At 72.9% G+C, this 15204-nt stretch carries 13 protein-coding genes and 1 riboswitch; of the genes, 4 read left to right on the top strand and 9 right to left on the bottom strand.

Annotated elements, in window-relative coordinates:
* Positions 1-2: 2 nt before the first annotated feature.
* The 5 genes from cobO to ABFX55_RS30755 are packed head-to-tail and all read right to left on the bottom strand — an operon-like array spanning position 3 to position 4252.
* Complete coding sequence (cobO, locus tag ABFX55_RS30735; protein WP_183650542.1) at positions 3-605, bottom strand: cob(I)yrinic acid a,c-diamide adenosyltransferase; 603 nt, start codon at positions 603-605, stop codon at positions 3-5.
* Position 606: 1 nt separating this feature from the next.
* The gene (locus tag ABFX55_RS30740) at positions 607-2685 is read right to left on the bottom strand and encodes a magnesium chelatase subunit D family protein (RefSeq protein ID WP_346126212.1); all 2079 of its coding nucleotides are present in this window, start codon (positions 2683-2685) and stop codon (positions 607-609) included.
* Positions 2682-3284, bottom strand: coding sequence for a histidine phosphatase family protein (locus tag ABFX55_RS30745; protein ID WP_346126213.1), 603 nt, complete (start codon positions 3282-3284; stop codon positions 2682-2684). Before ABFX55_RS30745 ends, ABFX55_RS30740 begins: the two co-directional genes overlap by 4 nt.
* A gap of 5 nt (positions 3285-3289) precedes the next feature.
* Positions 3290-4051, bottom strand: a complete 762-nt coding sequence (locus tag ABFX55_RS30750) for a CbtA family protein (protein ID WP_346126214.1) — start codon at positions 4049-4051, stop codon at positions 3290-3292.
* Positions 4052-4060: 9 nt separating this feature from the next.
* On the bottom strand, positions 4061-4252 hold the full coding sequence (locus ABFX55_RS30755; protein WP_183650554.1) for a CbtB domain-containing protein: 192 nt from the start codon (positions 4250-4252) through the stop codon (positions 4061-4063).
* Between the two features lie 31 nt (positions 4253-4283).
* Positions 4284-4412, bottom strand: a riboswitch (cobalamin riboswitch).
* 104 nt (positions 4413-4516) lie between these two features.
* Between ABFX55_RS30755 and ABFX55_RS30760 the strand changes: the two genes are divergently transcribed.
* Genes ABFX55_RS30760 through ABFX55_RS30770 form a run of 3 tightly spaced genes read left to right on the top strand, consistent with a single transcriptional unit; the run spans position 4517 to position 10364 of the window.
* Positions 4517-8629: a glycoside hydrolase family 38 N-terminal domain-containing protein gene (locus ABFX55_RS30760; protein WP_346126215.1), complete on the top strand. Its 4113-nt coding sequence runs from the start codon at positions 4517-4519 to the stop codon at positions 8627-8629.
* The gene (locus ABFX55_RS30765; RefSeq protein WP_346126216.1) at positions 8626-9426 is read left to right on the top strand and encodes a DUF7158 domain-containing protein; all 801 of its coding nucleotides are present in this window, start codon (positions 8626-8628) and stop codon (positions 9424-9426) included. The genes ABFX55_RS30760 and ABFX55_RS30765 overlap by 4 nt, the downstream gene beginning before the upstream one ends.
* On the top strand, positions 9426-10364 hold the full coding sequence (locus ABFX55_RS30770; protein WP_346126217.1) for an ROK family protein: 939 nt from the start codon (positions 9426-9428) through the stop codon (positions 10362-10364). The genes ABFX55_RS30765 and ABFX55_RS30770 overlap by 1 nt, the downstream gene beginning before the upstream one ends.
* Here the strand turns inward: ABFX55_RS30770 and ABFX55_RS30775 are convergent.
* The 3 genes from ABFX55_RS30775 to purN form a co-directional block, all read right to left on the bottom strand.
* On the bottom strand, positions 10324-10506 hold the full coding sequence (locus ABFX55_RS30775; RefSeq protein WP_346126218.1) for a hypothetical protein: 183 nt from the start codon (positions 10504-10506) through the stop codon (positions 10324-10326). The two genes, ABFX55_RS30770 and ABFX55_RS30775, sit on opposite strands and share 41 nt — an antisense overlap.
* 236 nt (positions 10507-10742) lie before the next feature.
* A complete protein-coding gene (gene purH / locus ABFX55_RS30780) occupies positions 10743-12275 on the bottom strand; it encodes a bifunctional phosphoribosylaminoimidazolecarboxamide formyltransferase/IMP cyclohydrolase (RefSeq protein WP_346126219.1) in 1533 nt (510 codons plus the stop codon).
* Positions 12272-12895, bottom strand: coding sequence for a phosphoribosylglycinamide formyltransferase (purN, locus tag ABFX55_RS30785; protein WP_346126220.1), 624 nt, complete (start codon positions 12893-12895; stop codon positions 12272-12274). Before purN ends, purH begins: the two co-directional genes overlap by 4 nt.
* Positions 12896-12971: 76 nt before the next feature.
* Here purN and ABFX55_RS30790 point away from each other — a divergent pair, with 76 nt between their 5' ends.
* Positions 12972-13391 carry a hypothetical protein gene (locus ABFX55_RS30790; protein ID WP_346126221.1) on the top strand — a complete coding sequence of 140 codons (420 nt, stop codon included), beginning with the start codon at positions 12972-12974 and terminating at the stop codon, positions 13389-13391.
* Here the strand turns inward: ABFX55_RS30790 and ABFX55_RS30795 are convergent.
* A complete protein-coding gene (locus tag ABFX55_RS30795) occupies positions 13388-15016 on the bottom strand; it encodes a cell division protein PerM (protein ID WP_428834773.1) in 1629 nt (542 codons plus the stop codon). The genes ABFX55_RS30790 and ABFX55_RS30795 overlap by 4 nt on opposite strands.
* Between the last annotated feature and the right edge of the window lie 188 nt (positions 15017-15204).

The following is a 15204-nucleotide window of genomic DNA, read 5'->3' on the forward strand; positions in this document are numbered from 1 at the left end:
CACTACCACTCGATGCCCTTCTGTCCCTTCTGGCCCGCGTCCATGGGGTGCTTGACCTTGCCCATCTCCGTCACCAGGTCGGCCACCGCGAGCAGCTTCTCCGGCGCGTCCCTGCCGGTGATCACGACATGCTGGCCGCCGGGACGGCCCGCGAGCGTCTCCACCACCTCGTCCAGGTCCAGCCAGCCCCACTTGAGCGGGTAGGTGAACTCGTCGAGCACGTAGAACCTGTAGGTCTCCCCGGCCAGGTCGCGCTTGATCTGCTCCCAGCCCTCGCGGGCGTCGGCGGCGTGGTCGTCCTCGGTACCAGGACGCTGGATCCACGACCAGCCCTCGCCCATCTTGTGCCAGGTGACGGCGCCGCCCTCGGCCGAGTCGCCGAGCACGCGCAGCGCCCGCTCCTCGCCGATGCGCCACTTGGCCGACTTCACGAACTGGAACACCCCGATCGGCCAGCCCTGGTTCCACGCGCGCAGCGCCATCCCGAACGCGGCCGTCGACTTGCCCTTGCCAGGGCCCGTGTGGACGATCAGCAGCGGCCTGTTCCTGCGCTGGCGGGTGGTGAGCCCGTCGTCGGGGACGATCTCCGGCTTGCCCTGCGGCATGTCAACCGGCCTTCCTGTAGTCGCGGATGAGGTCGTCCATCCCGTCGAGCGGGACGAGGTGGGCGCGCAGCCTCGCCGCCAGGCGTCCTGCCAGGCCCAGCCGTACGGGGCCGCTCTCGCAGTCGACGACGACGGCGGCCGTACCGGTGAGCAGGGCCGCGGCGCGGCCCACGTCGCCTCCCGAGGTGGCGCGCCCGTCGGTCACCACCACGAGCAGCGGCCTGCGGTCGGGGTCGCGCAGCCGCTCCACCCTCAGCACCTCGGCCGCGCGGGCCAGGCCCGCCGCCAGCGGGGTGCGCCCGCCCGTGGGCAGCGCGCGCAGCCGCGCCGCGCCCGCCTCGACCGACGAGGTCGGAGGGAGCGCCACCTCGGCGGCGGCGCCCCTGAAGGTGACCAGGCCGACCTTGTCGCGCCGCTGGTAGGCGTCGAGCAGCAGGCTCATGACGGCGGTCTTGACGGTGGTCATCCGCCTGCGGGCGGCCATGGAGCCGCTGGCGTCGACGACGAAGAGCACAAGGTTGCCCTCCTTGCCCTCCTTCACCGCCTCGCGCAGGTCCTCTCCTCGGACGAGCAGGCCGGGTCCGGTGCGTCCGCGCTCCCGCTGGTACGGCGCGGCGGCGGCGATCGTGGCGGTGAGGTGGAGCGAGCGGAGCGGGCCCTCGGGAGCGCGCGCGCCGGTGGTGCGGCCGTGCGGGGTGCGCGCCCTCGACCGCCGCCCCGAGGCGCCGTCGCCGAGGCCGGGCACCTTCAGCCACGGCACCCTGTACGGCGCCGCCACGCCCGCCACTTCCCCGTCCCTCTCGCCGGAGGCTTCCCCTCGTGAGGCTTCCTCCCGGGAGGTTCGGTCGTGGGAAGGCGCCTCCTCGCCGCCGGATCCGACGGCGTCGGCGCCACGCCGGTCACCCGAGCCGTCGCGCCCGCCCGACCCGACCGAACCGTCCGAGCCCTCGGGCCCCTCGGAGCCCTCAGTACCCCGGGAGTCGTCGGTGCCCTGGGCGTCGTCGGGGTCTCCTGAAGGGCGGGAGCCTCCGGGGCCGTCGTCGTCAGGGTTCTCGTCGCCGGGGTTCTCGTCATCTGAGGTCCTGGCCAGCAGGTCCTCCAGCAGCTGCTCGTCCAGACCCGGCGCGTCGAAGGGGTCGCGCCTGCGCCGGTGCGGGAGCGACAGCCTGGCCGCCACCCGCACGTCCTCCGTGGTCACCACCGGTGCCCCCCGCCACGCCGCGTGCGCCACCGCCGCGTGCGCGGTGACCAGGTCGGCCCTCAGCCCGTCCACCTCGAAGGCCGCGCACACCTCGGCGATCTGGCGCAGCCTCGCGTCCGGCAGCTCCACCGAGGCCAGCCGCTCCCTCGCCGCCGCGATCCCCTCGGCCAGCGCCGCCTCCTGCGCGGTCCATCCCGCCGCGAACCCGTCGGGGTCGGCGTCGTGGGCCATGCGCCGCCGTACCACCTCGGCCCGCTCGGCGGGGTCGCGCGAGGCCCGCACCTCGACGGTGAGCCCGAAGCGGTCGAGGAGCTGGGGACGCAGCTCGCCCTCCTCCGGGTTCATGGTGCCGACCAGCAGGAACCTGGCCGCGTGCCGGACCGAGACGGCCTCGCGTTCCACGTAGCAGGTGCCCAGGGCCGCCGCGTCGAGCAGCAGGTCCACGAGGTGGTCGTGCAGGAGGTTGACCTCGTCCACGTAGAGGACGCCCCTGTGGGCGGCCGCCAGCAGTCCTGGCTCGAACGCCTTGACGCCCTCGGTCAGCGCCCGCTCCAGGTCGAGCGAGCCGACCAGGCGATCCTCCGACGCGCCCACCGGCAGCTCCACCAGCGCGGCCGCTCTCGTGACGACCTGCTCGCCGGGCTCGTGCGGCCCGTCGGGGCACTGCGGGTCGGGCAGCCGCGGGTCGCAGGCGAAGCGGCAGCCCGCCAGCACGTCCACGGCGGGCAGCTGGGCGGCCAGCGCCCTGACGATGGTCGACTTGGCCGTGCCCTTCTCGCCCCTCACGAGCACGCCGCCCACGCGGGGCGAGACGGCGTTGAGCACCAGCGCCAGCTTGAGATCGTCGAGCCCGACGACGGCGCTGAAGGGATAGGTCACGAGGCGGCCTTTCGGTTGACGTATCCGATCCGCCACCCCTCGCGGGCGGCGGACAACTGTGTGAGGGAGAGCGGTGCGAGGTCGAAGAGGGCAGGATCGGCCCTGAGCGCGTGACCGAGCGCGGCCCTGATGGCGCCCACGTCACAGACGACGACCGCCCTCCCCCTGCCGCCGCCGCTCGCGCTTCGGCCGGCGTCGCTGTCGCCTTCCTGTTCGTGCCGCTCGTCCAGCCAGTGCGCGACCCTCTCCGCCGCCGCCGCACGCGACTCGCCGCCGTGCGGCGCGGCGTCGCGGTCGGCCAGCCAGCGGGCGAAGGACTCGGGCTCCCGCACCGCGACCTCCTCGTACGGCAGGCCGGACCACCTGCCGTGGTCCTGCTCGGCCAGCGCCGCCACGACCACGGGCTCGAAGCCCATCGCCACCGCCGTCTCCCACGCCGCCCGGGCGGGCGACACGAACGCGAGCCCCGTCTCGAAGGAGCTGAGCGAGGCCGTGAGGCGCGCCGCCGCCTCCAGGCTCGACGGGTCGGCGCCCTCACTCCCCGACGGGAAGCGCGCGCCGCGCATCCCTGGCGTCGAGGCGTGCCGGACGAACAGCACGCCGGTCAGCCGACCCGCGCCTTCGCGCGCTCGCCCGCCAGCGCGAACAGCGCGCCGAAGGCCGCCCAGAAGACCAGCTGGGTGCCGAGGGAGGCGACCCTGAAGTCCCAGAGCAGCGAGGCGGGAAAGCCCGAGGGCACCTCGTCCACGGCGGGCAGCAGCACCCACGCGGCCACCACGGGGACCAGGAAGCACACGCCGCCGACCAGGCCGCGCGCCCACACCTCCTGGACGGTGACCCTGCGGGCGGCCGCGACGCCGATCGCGACGGAGGCGAGCCCGACGGCGACCATCACGACGTAGAGCAGGGTCCTGGCGTTGATGGTCTCCGGGTCGCCCACCGCGGGCGGGTTGGCCGGATACTTCAGGAAGGGGATGAGGACGATGGCGCCGAAGGCGGTCGCGGCGGCGGCGATCGCCAGCAGGGGCTCGGAGCGGGGTCCCACGCGACCGCGCAGCCCGGCGAAGGCGAGGGCGAACACGCCGCCCACCGCCACGCCGTACAGGCCGGTCGCGAGGAAGAGCCCGGCGCGCTGCACCGGCCTGCCGACCACGGCTCCCTCGCCGTGGTCGTGCTCCGCCGGCGCCCCTGCGTCGTGAGAGTGCGGGGCCGACGCGCCGTCGCCGGGGGCGGCCGCCGCCGCGGCCTCCTCCAGCGCGATGGCGCTGTCGATGTGCGGCTCACCGGCGAAGAAGGCGAAGCCTCCGGCGACGAGTCCCGCGAGCAGCCCGACGAGCAGCCCCCTGACCAGCAGGGTTCTGATCACGGCCGGGCCTCAGTGGCACGGCACGCCGAGCAGGTGGCGCCCGTCGTGCATCAGCTCGTGCAGGAACGTACCGGTCTGCGAGATCGCGCCGTTGTCCATCAGGACGAGGTAGGCGAGCAGCATCAGAACGGGCACGGCCAGCAGCCAGCGCGCAAGACGGTGGAGCGGAATCGGGTTCGCAGACGTGGACAGACCACTCATGTAAAGCCTCCTCAGGGATGACGCGTCCCGCTAGGTGAGGTCGCAGCGGTCAGGTGACCTGGCTCCCGAGGTTGTGGCCCCGGATACAGTGGCGCGTCCGCACCGGCATCTCACCGGATTTCCCCTGATTCGCCGCGAAATCTCCCGGAACGTATCTCTTCCTCCGGATCTCGTCAACATCGGCGGCCCCTATGACAACGTTGCCATTGATCTTTCGAAGACCTAGTGTGACGGCGACAGAGCCCCGCCCCCAAGGGAGAGTCAGTGCCCGCACGTCTGTTGTCAGCCGAGTCGACCGACCTGTTCGTGGGGACGGAGGCGCGGCCCCATCAGGTGTTGCGCGTCACCGCCGAGCAGGGCGAGCGCGAGGCCGAGGTGGTGGTGCGCGGCGACGGGGTGGCCGTGGCGGGGCGCGCGGTGGTGCCGGGAGGGAACGCGACCGTCGTCGTCGAGGTACCGCTGACGGTGAGCGCCCCCGTGGGCTCGACGGTGCCGTGCGCCGTCTCCGCGGGTGACAACACTCTCACCGTGGACGTCACGGTCGAGGAGCCGGGCTGGACGATGCACATGGTGTCGCACTTCCACTACGACCCCGTGTGGTGGAACACGCAGGCGGCCTACACCAGCCCGTGGGAGTTCCTCTCCGGCGACGCCACCACCAGGCCGCTGTGGGAGGGCAACGCTTTCGCGCTGGTCGAGGCGCACCTGGCGCTGGCCGAGCGCGACCCCGACTACAAGTTCGTGCTCGCCGAGATCGACTACCTCAAGCCGTTCTTCGACCTCCATCCCGAGCGCAGGGCAGACCTGCGCCGCCTCATGGCCGAGGGCAGGGTCGAGCTGATGGGCGGCACCTACAACGAGCCCAACACCAACCTGACCGGCGCCGAGACCACGATCCGCAACATCGTCTACGGCATCGGCTACCAGCGCGACATCCTCGGCGGCCTCCCCCGCACCGCCTGGCAGCTCGACTCGTTCGGCCACGACCCGCAGTTCCCCGGCTACCTCGCGGCGGCCGGACTGACCGGCAGCGCGTGGGCCCGCGGCCCCTTCCACCAGTGGGGCCCGATCAACAAGAACTTCGGGCAGGCGCACGACGACGCCACGCTCATGCAGTTCCCCAGCGAGTTCGAGTGGATCTCCCCCTCGGGTCTCGGCGTCGTGACGCACTACATGCCCGCCCACTACTCGGCGGGCTGGTGGATGGACTCCTCCGCGACGCTGGAGGAGGCGAGCCGGGCGGTCCACGAGCTGTTCAGGGCGCTGAAGCCGGTCGCGGCGACCAGGAACGTCCTGCTGCCCGTCGGCACCGACTACACCCCGCCGAACAAGTGGGTCACCGAGATCCACCGGTCATGGGCCGAGCGCTACGTCTGGCCGCGGTTCGTGTGCGCGGTGCCGCACGACTTCTTCGCCGCGGTCCACGCCGAGACCAGCGCCTTCAGCCCCCAGACGCGCGACATGAACCCGGTCTACACCGGCAAGGACGTCTCCTACATCGACACCAAGCAGGCCCAGCGCGCCGCCGAGGTGGCGGCGCTCGACGCCGAGCGGCTGGCCGCCTTCGCGTCGCTGCTCGGCCTTGGCCGCTACCCGCACGTGGCGATGGACAAGGTGTGGCGCCAGCTGGCCTACGGCGCGCACCACGACGCGATCACCGGCTCGGAGTCCGACCAGGTCTACCTCGACCTGCTCACCGGCTGGCGCGAGGCCTACGACCTGGCCGCGGACGCCCGCGACAGGGCCCTCGACGCGCTCGTGGCGCGGGTGGAGGCCGACGGCCGTGCCGTGGTGGTCGCCAACACGCTCTCCTTCGCCCGCGACGGCGTGGTCCGCGTGCGGCTGGAGCCTGGGCTGCGCGTCGACGCCCCTTCGGTCACCGAGGAGGGCACGCAGGTTTTCCTGGCGAAGGACGTGCCGTCCATGGGCTGGAGGAGCTTCCCTGTCGTCGAGGGAGAGGCCGAGGGCTGGGCCTCCGTCGAGGGCCACACCATCGAGAACGACCTGTGGCGACTCACCGCCGACCCCGCGCGGGGCGGCGCCCTCACCTCCGTCCTGCGGGAAGGGCGCGAGCTCCTCACCGGGCTCGGCAACGAGCTGCGCCTGTACGACGAGTACCCCCAGCACCCCGACATGGGCGAGGGCCCATGGCACCTGATGCCCACCGGCCGCGTCACCGCCTCGGGCGACACCACCGCCGTGGTCAGGGCGCAGACCAGCCCGCTCGGCGCTCGCCTGGTCGTCACCGGAACGCTCGGCGAGCTCACCTACGAGCAGACCGTCACGCTCGTCGCCGACAGGGTCGAGTTCGCCACCCGCGTCCTCGACTACTCGGGCGCCGACCGGCTGCTGCGCGTGCGCTTCCCCGCCCACGTCCCCGGCGCGCTTCCCGTCTCCGACGTGGCCGGCGCGGTCGTGGGCAGGGGCTTCGCGCTGCCCGACGCCGACGCGGCCGAGCATCCCTGGACACTGGACAACCCGGCCAACACGTGGTTCGGCCTGTCCTCCACCGCCAGGGTGGATCTCGGCGGCGAGGGGGCGCGGGCGATCGGCGTGGCCGAGATCGTCGCCGCCTCCGAAGCCGCGGCTCCCGAGGCCCGCGACCTGGTCGTGGCGCTGGCCAGGGTCGGCGTCACCGCGACCACCTCGACGGCGTCGGGCAGCAGGTACGGCTGGCTCGCCGTCGACTCCAACCTGCCCGACGTCCGGATCGTCCTGGGCGGGCCCGACGTGAACCCGCTGGCCGCCGAGCTGCTCGCGCGCAGTGACCCCGCCTACCTCGACGCGCTGAAATCGGGCGCGAGCAGGGTGTGGGTGCCCGCGGAGCGTCCGCTGGCCGAGGTGTGGCGGCCCAGCGCCGACCTGCGCGACGTGCGTGCGCTGCCCGCGCTGATCGTGGCCGACCCAGGCGACCCGCTGCTGGACGGCGCGGTCATCCACGCCACCTGCCCGCTGGGCGAGGAGGTGCTGGAGGACAGGACGGTCGCACTGCTCACCTACGGCCTGCCTGGCTTCGCCGTCGATCCCTCGGGGGCGCTGCACCTGTCGCTGATGCGGTCGTGCACGGGGTGGCCCTCGGGGGTGTGGGTGGACCCGCCGCGCCGTACGACGCCTGACGGGTCCGGATTCCAGCTCCAGCACTGGACGCACGAGTTCTCCTACGCGCTGGCGGCAGGCGACGGCGACTGGCGCGCGCTCGCGCTCCCCTCGGCAGGGCAGGAGTTCATCACCCCGCTGCTGCCGCGCGTGGTCTCCGCGCAGGACGGCGACCTGCCGCCTTCGCACTCGTTGCTGCGCGCGGACCCGCCGCGCGAGGTGCTGTTCAGCACGGTCAAGGCCACGGGCAACCCGCTGGCGCACGGCACGAAGGGCGGTGGCGACGGTGTGACGATCAGGCTCGCCGAGTCCACGGGGCTGGGCACGAGCGCGGCGCTGCACTCGCCCGTGCTCGACCTCGGCGGCCTGACCACGTCCGACCTGCTCGAGACGCCCGGCGAGCCCGCCGACCCTGAAGAGCTGCGGCTCGCGGGCTCCGAGGTCGCCACCTTCCTGACGCCCGCGCCGCTCCACGCGGAGGGCGAGGAGCTGGGCATGACCGCCGAGCTCGCCCAGCCCGTTCACAGCCGCTACTGGCTGCACAACAAGGGCCCCGCGCCGCTCGGCTACCTGCCCGTGAGCATCGCCGCCTCTCCCGGCCTGGTCACCTCGCGCGAGCCGTTCGAGCTGGACGTCGTGCTCTCCTCCCACCTGGTCGACACCGCCCACGAGGGCGTGGTCACCGTGGACCTGCCCGACGGCTGGAGCGCCGCCCCCGCGCGGCGCGTGTTCCGCCTCGAACCAGGGGGCCACGTCCGCTTCCCTGTCACCGTCACCTCCGAGCCTGGAGCGGGAGACGGCCTCCACTTCGTCGCCGTCCGCACCGAGACGGAAGGGCAGCTCGTCGAGGACGTCGTCACGGTCGCCCTCGGCGACGCCCCCGAGCTGCCCGCGCCGATCGCGACCGTCCCCGAGGACGGCGTGGCCGCCCAGGGCGCCGAGAGCGCGCAGGCCCTGCCCACGGGGCTGACCGTCACCCCCGTCACCGAGTCGCTCTCCCTGCGTCCCGGCGACACGACCGCCCTGGTCGTACGGCTGGCGAACACCACGGCAGGAACCATCAGGGGCGAGGCCCAGCTGGCATCTCCCTACGGGACGTGGGAGCTGCTCCCCTCGGTCATCCAGGCGTTCACCGTCGCGCCAGGCTCCGAGGCGGAGATTCGCTTCCCCGTCACGGTCCCCGCCGACGCCGCCGAACTCCGCTCGTGGGCGCTTGCCAAGGTCATGTGGTTCGGCCGCTGCCAGTACGCTCCCGCCGTCACCCTGGAGGTCACCCGATGATCGGGCTCGTCGACGGCCAGGCCGTCCCCCACGACGTCCTGGACACCCGGCTCCGCGACCTGAGGCAGGGCCCGCTCCACGCCGCCCTGCCCGTCCCCGGCAGTTCGGAGGAGCGCCAGATGGCCCGCTGGGTCACCCAGGTGATCCTGACCGAGGTGCTGTGCGAGCGGGAGGCGCTGTCCAGAGGGCTCGCGCCGCTGGAGGGTCCGCCGCTCGACCGGCTCGCCGCCGTCGAGCTCGGCTCCATCAACGCCGCCGCCTACAACGGCAGCCCGTGGGTGCGGGCCGTCCACCAGGCCGTGACCGCCTCCGCCGAGGTGCCCTCCGCCTGGTCGTCCGCCCCTCCTCCGCCCGCCCCTGCGCTCCACCGGGTACGGCACGCCCTCTTCGCCGACCTGGCGGAGGCGGCGGCCGCGACACCGGCCGACCTGGAGCCCCTCGGCGCGATCCCGCTCGGCTCGCTGCCGTCGGCGATCGCGCAGGCGGTGCGCGGCACGCCGTACGGCACGCTCGCAGGACCCGTCCGCGACGCCCTCGGCTGGCACGTCGCCCTCGCCGAACCCGCGCCCACCGCCCCGGAGCCCACGGCCCTCGGGCCCGCCGCTTCGAAGTCCACCGCTCTGGAATCCGGAGGGCCGCAGTCCACGGCTCCGGAACCCACCGCTCTCGTGACCGCCGCCAGGAGGCGGGCGTTCGTCCAATGGCTCGACGTGCAGCGCGCCACCCGCGTGCGGCTCGTCCACGGCCTCGAACATCCTGGCGACCCCCGCCAGCCCGACAACCACCACAAGCACTGATGACTCACGTACTCGCCATTGACATCGGCGGCACCAAGCTCGCCGCGGCCCTCGTCGACCGGTCGGGCGCCGTCCTGCGCTCCTCCACCGTGCCCACCCCGCGCGAGGACGTCTTCGGCGCCCTCGCCCTGCTCATCACCGAGGTCGTCGCCGACGGCCCGGCTCCCTTCGCGGTCGGCATCGGCTGCGCGGGCCCGCTCAACCTCGCCTCAGGCACGGTGAGCCCCGTCAACATCACCAGCTGGCGGGACTTCCCGCTGCGTGAGCGGGTGCGGGAGCTGACCGGCCTGCCCACCGTGCTCGCGGGCGACGCCCAGTGCTTCGCGCTGGGCGAGCACTGGCTGGGCATGGGCGGCGAGAGCGCGTCCATGCTGGGCATCGTGGTGTCCACCGGCATCGGCGGCGGCCTGGTGATCGGCGGCGCGCCGCTCCTCGGCCCCACGGGCAACGCCGGACATGTCGGTCACATGACCGTCAATCCCGACGGCGACCCGTGCCCCTGCGGCAGCAGGGGGTGCGTGGAGAGCTACGCCAGCGGGCCCAACCTGGTCCGATGGGCCCTGGCCAACGGCTGGGCGGCGGGCCCCTCGCCGGACGGCGCGATGCTGGCCAGGGACGCGGCCTCGGGGAACCCCGTGGCTCGGGCCGCCTTCGAGAGAGGCGCCCGCGCGCTGGCCGCGATGATCGTCTCTACGGCCGCCGCCATCGAGGTCACTCATGTGGTGATCGGCGGCGGCGTCGCCAACGCGGGCCCCGTGCTGTTCGACCCGCTGGAGCGGGCGATGGACGAGCTGGCGGGCTTCGCCTTCGTCAGGGCCGTCGAGATCCGCCGCTCGAAGCTGGGAGTGCAGGCCGCTCTGGCGGGGGCCGCCAAGCTGGCGTGGTCGAGCGCAGTGGCTACTGCCGCTCCGCCGCCTGAGCCTCACGACGCTCGATGATCCGCCGGGTGTAGGGGATGACTTCCACGACCTTCGCCCCGAGGAAGGCGCCCGCGAACGCGAGCAGGATGAGAACGAAGGGGCTCGTGGAGATCCCGTTCAGGGTCACGAAAACCTGCAGCATCGCATCGAACAGCGGCATATGCGGACTCCGGGGGAAGAATCAGGCGGGAAAGCACTCACCTTAACCGGCGTCTCAGGATGCTCGGAGCGCTTTACACCTCTCCCTTCCGCCACTGTCCTGTCCCCTTGTCACGGCCACCGCTCCGTGCAGAAGCGGTGGCCGTGGAGGCGGGCCGCCCTTCCGCCTCGGATCTCGCCCCCCATGTCACGGCCACCGCTCCGGCGTCCGAACGGTGGCCGTGCCTTCACTCTGGATCAGTGGAAGAAGTGGCGGGTGCCGGTGAAGTAGAGGGTCACGCCTGCCTTCTCGCAGGCCGCGACGACCTCGTCGTCCCTGATCGAGCCGCCCGGCTCGACGATGGCCTTCACGCCCGCCTCGATGAGCACCTCGGGCCCGTCGGCGAAGGGGAAGAAGGCGTCGGAGGCGGCCACGGAGCCCGCCGCCCGCTCGCCCGCGCGGGTGACCGCGAGGCGGCAGGAGTCGACGCGGTTGACCTGACCCATGCCCACGCCGACCGTCGCCCCGGCCGAGGCCAGCACGATCGCGTTGGACTTCACCGAACGGCAGGCCCTCCAGGCGAAGTCGAGCTCCTCCAGCAGCTCGGGCGAGGCGGGCTCGCCCGTCTTGAGCTCCCACGCGGCAGGGGCGTCGCCCGGCGCGTCGATCCTGTCGGCGGTCTGGACCAGCAGGCCGCCGTCGATCCTGCGGAACTCGGTGCTGTTGGACGGCCGGTCCGGGCAGCGGAGCAGGCGCAGGTTCTTCTTCTGGGTGAGGACGGCCAGCGCCTCGTCGGCGAACGCGGGAGCCACCACGACCTCGGTGAAGACCTCGGCGATCTGCTTGGCCAGCTCGACGCTCACCTCACCGTTGACCGCGATGACGCCGCCGTAGGCCGACACGGGGTCGCAGGCGTGGGCCTTGCGATGCGCCCCGGCGACGTCGGAGCCGACCGCGATGCCGCACGGGTTCTGGTGCTTGATGATCGCGACGCACGGGTCTTCGAAGTCCCACGCGGCCCGCCACGCGGCGTCGGCGTCGAGGTAGTTGTTGTAGGACATCTCCTTGCCGTGCAGCTGCTCGGCGTTGGCGAGGCCGCCGCTCTCCGACACGAGGAGCGCGGCCTGCTGGTGCGGGTTCTCGCCGTAGCGCAGGACGCTCTTGAGCTGTCCGGCCGCCCCGCTGAAGACGTTCTCGCCGGTGTAGGTCGAGGAGAACCAGTTGGCCACGGCCACGTCGTAGGCGGCGGTGTGCGCGTAGGCCCGCCCCGCCATGCGCCTGCGCTCCTCGAGGGTGAAGCCGCCCTGCTCCAGCGCCTGGTAGATCTCGCCGTAGGAACCGGTGTCGACGACGACGGCGCAGGTGGCGTGGTTCTTGGCGGCGCCGCGGATCATCGCGGGCCCACCGATGTCGATCTGCTCGACGCACTCGGCGTCGGAGGCGCCCGAGGCCACGGTCTCCTGGAACGGGTAGAGGTTGACGACCACGAGCTGGAACGGGTCGATCTCCAGCTCCTCGAGCTGGGCGACGTGGTGCGGCTTGGTGAGGTCGGCCAGCAGTCCCGCGTGGACGCGAGGGTGAAGCGTCTTGACCCTGCCGTCGAGGCACTCGGGGAAGCCGGTCAGCTGCTCGACCTTGGTGACGGGCACGCCGTACGAGGCGATGGCCGCCGCGGTGCCGCCGGTCGAGACGATCTCCACCCCCGCGGTGTCGAGCGCACGGGCCAGCTCCTCCAGCCCGGACTTGTCGTACACCGCGATCAACGCGCGCCGGATGGCAATGCGGCTCACTTCTTCATTCCTCCAGATCCGAGGCGGACGGTACGGCCGGTCACGGTCCAGCCCTCACGGACCATCCGGCCGACAGTGTCGACGAGCAGCCCTCGTTCGACGGTCTTGATGCGCTCGTGCAGCAGGTGCTCGTCGTCTCCGTCGAAGACGCGCACCGCCTCCTGAGCGACGATGGGCCCGGTGTCGACGCCCGCGTCGGCCAGCATGACCGTGCAGCCGGTGACCTTGACGCCGTGGGCCATGGCATCACGCACGCCGTGCGCGCCTGGGAAGGAGGGCAGCAACGCGGGATGGGTGTTGAGCACGGGGAAGGATTCGAGGGTGGGCGCCCCGAGGATCTTCATGAATCCGGCCGCCACCACCAGGTCGGGCTTGTACGCGGCGATCCGCGCGGCGAGGGCGGTGTCCCAGTCGGCGCGGGAGCCGTACGAGGAGAGTTTCTCCACGAAGGTCGGCACGCCCGCCCGCTCGGCTCTGGCCAGCCCCTCGATGCCGTCGCGGTCGGCGCCGACCGCCACGATCGCGGCTCCGTACGACCGATCTGCAACGGCATCCAGAAGGGCCTGTAGGTTGGTTCCAGAGCCGGAGACGAGAACCACAAGCCGACCTGCCTGGGACACAGGCGCACTCCATTCACATGCTTGGGTGGGGCTGCCAGGGTATCTGTTCCTCGTCCGGCAACGCAGAGGAGGTCAGGTGACGACACCGGTGCAGGCACCGGGCGGTCAGCAGCTCGCGGAGTCAGCGGGCCGCAGGGCGATATGGCTGTCGGTCGCGGCGCTGGCCATGACGTTCATGCTCCCGCTCGCGGGGCTGGTCATGGCGGTCTTCGCGCTCATCGCGGGGATCAGGGCGCTGCCGATCCTGCGCGGAGCCGGCAGGTCGACGGGTGTGGCGGTGGGCGGCATCGTCGTCTCCTCGCTCTCGTTGATGCTCTCGGCGGGCGCGACGGCCATGCAGCTCTACCTCATGGACGAATACTCCGTCTACCAGGAGTGCATGAGGGGCGCGGGCACGGTGGCCGCCAAGGAGACCTGCTTCTCGCAGTTCAGGGACGCCGCCGCGGCCAAGCTGCCGCCCGGCGTGATCGACGTCCTCGGTTCGGTACAGCCCTAGTCGTCCCGGTCCCACGCGTACGGGTCGAGGTAGATGACGTGGCCTCCGCGGTCGTCCGACTCGTCGACGATGTCGCGGCGCGGCTGCCTGGGCGCGTCGGAGCGCTGCGGGTCCGACGCGGGCGAGAGCGCCTCGGCCGCCGCTGAGGCGTGCTCGTCCTGCCAGTCGTCGCGGATCACCGGGATCGGCTGGGTGTCGGCCTCCGTGGCGTCCATCCAGTGGCCCGGCAGCGCCTTGCCCTCGGGCTCGGCGAGGCCGACCTTGCTCGCCGCCTTGGCGATCACCGCGCCCGCCTTGCGGGCGGTGTTCAGCTTGCGCGCGATCGGGCCGCGCCCTCGCGCGCCCTGGTAGAGCAGCCACCAGTTCGCCAGGCCCGCCGAGATGCCGGCGGCGACTCCCACCTCCAGGCAGACCGACAGCGCCACCTCCCAGGGCGAAGGGCCGACGGCCGCCAGCCTGGCCCCGCCGATCGGCCCGCCCGACAGCGCCGCGAGCAGCCCCGCCGCGAGCCCGGTGGTGACGCCCGTGACGAACCCCCACAGCGGCGCGGCCTCGTACGACGGCGAGGGCGCGATCCTGACGACCACCACACCCGCCGCGGCGCCCGCCGCGAACGGCAGCGCGATGACCGCCATCATCAGCGCGGGCACCGGACCGCTGTCGGGCAGCGCGCCGAGCAGCGGCAGCGTCGGCACGTAGCCGAGCTGCACGCCGGTGGGCGCGACGAGCGTGCCCGTGCCCACCGCGAAGCCCGGCCCCGCGATGTAGGACATGCCCCAGATGACGGCGTTGAGCAGGTACAGCCCCTGGACCAGCAGGAGCAGCAGCCCGCCGACGAACCCGGGGGCCAGGCCGTCGGTCAGCTCGCGCACCTGCCCGAAGTTGACCACGACGGCGACCAGCACCAGCAGCAGGCCCGCCACCAGCAGCAGCGCGACGGCGACCGCCGTGCCCACCGTGACGGCCCGCACCCGCTCGGGCAGCAGCCGCAGCATCGAGCGCCACGACCCGATGGTCCGCGCGGTGGCCAGCACGCCCGCCAGGAACGCCAGCACGAAGTGGCTGAGCAGCGCCTCGCCGATGAACGGCTGGGTGATCTCGTTCCTGGCCACCAGCGCGATCAGCCCGGCCAGCAGCGCGTACGGCGCGGCCAGCGAGATCCCCGCCTGCGCCACCAGCACCAGCTGCGCCCTGCGGCGCGCGTTGGCCTGCTCCTTGGGGCTGTTCTTCGGCAGCCTGGCCGGCAGCCGCAGCCTGAGGTCGGCATCGCGCGCCATCCACCGCGCCGCCCTGTAGAGCAGCACGGCGGGCAACACCATGAGGCCCAGCGGCAGCAGCCCGAGCTGGCCCCCAGGCCAGGAGAAGCCGGCGTGGTGGGCCGCCAGCCAGATCTGCGCCGCCGTGCGGAACACCCCAGGCAGGCCCGTTCCGAGCGCTCCCCTGGGCGCCGCGATCCATCCGACCAGCGTGAGCGTGATGAGGACGGCCAGCCCGACGCCCAGAGTGGCGGCCGCGGCGAGCATCCCGGAGACGGGCAGGGGCCGCCTCGTCTCGTCGTCGTCCCCGGAGATCTTGCTGAGCACAGTGCGGGGGGCTGTCCGGAGTTGGTCGAGAAGGGCCGTCACAGTGCTCGATGTTCTCAAGTTTTCAGTCAAGAACCCCGCAGCCGCGCCGGATCTTCACCATGATCCTGTACGGCTGCCCGCGCCCTGCCCCCGGTCAGGGCCGGGAGAACAGCGGCCCCCAGGACTCGAAGAGCTCGGCCGACGACCATGACGTGACGGTGAGCGGCGGAGTCGGCCGCAGTGGCGTG

This window comes from Nonomuraea roseola, from assembly GCF_039535395.1.
Lineage (GTDB): Bacteria > Actinomycetota > Actinomycetes > Streptosporangiales > Streptosporangiaceae > Nonomuraea > Nonomuraea roseola.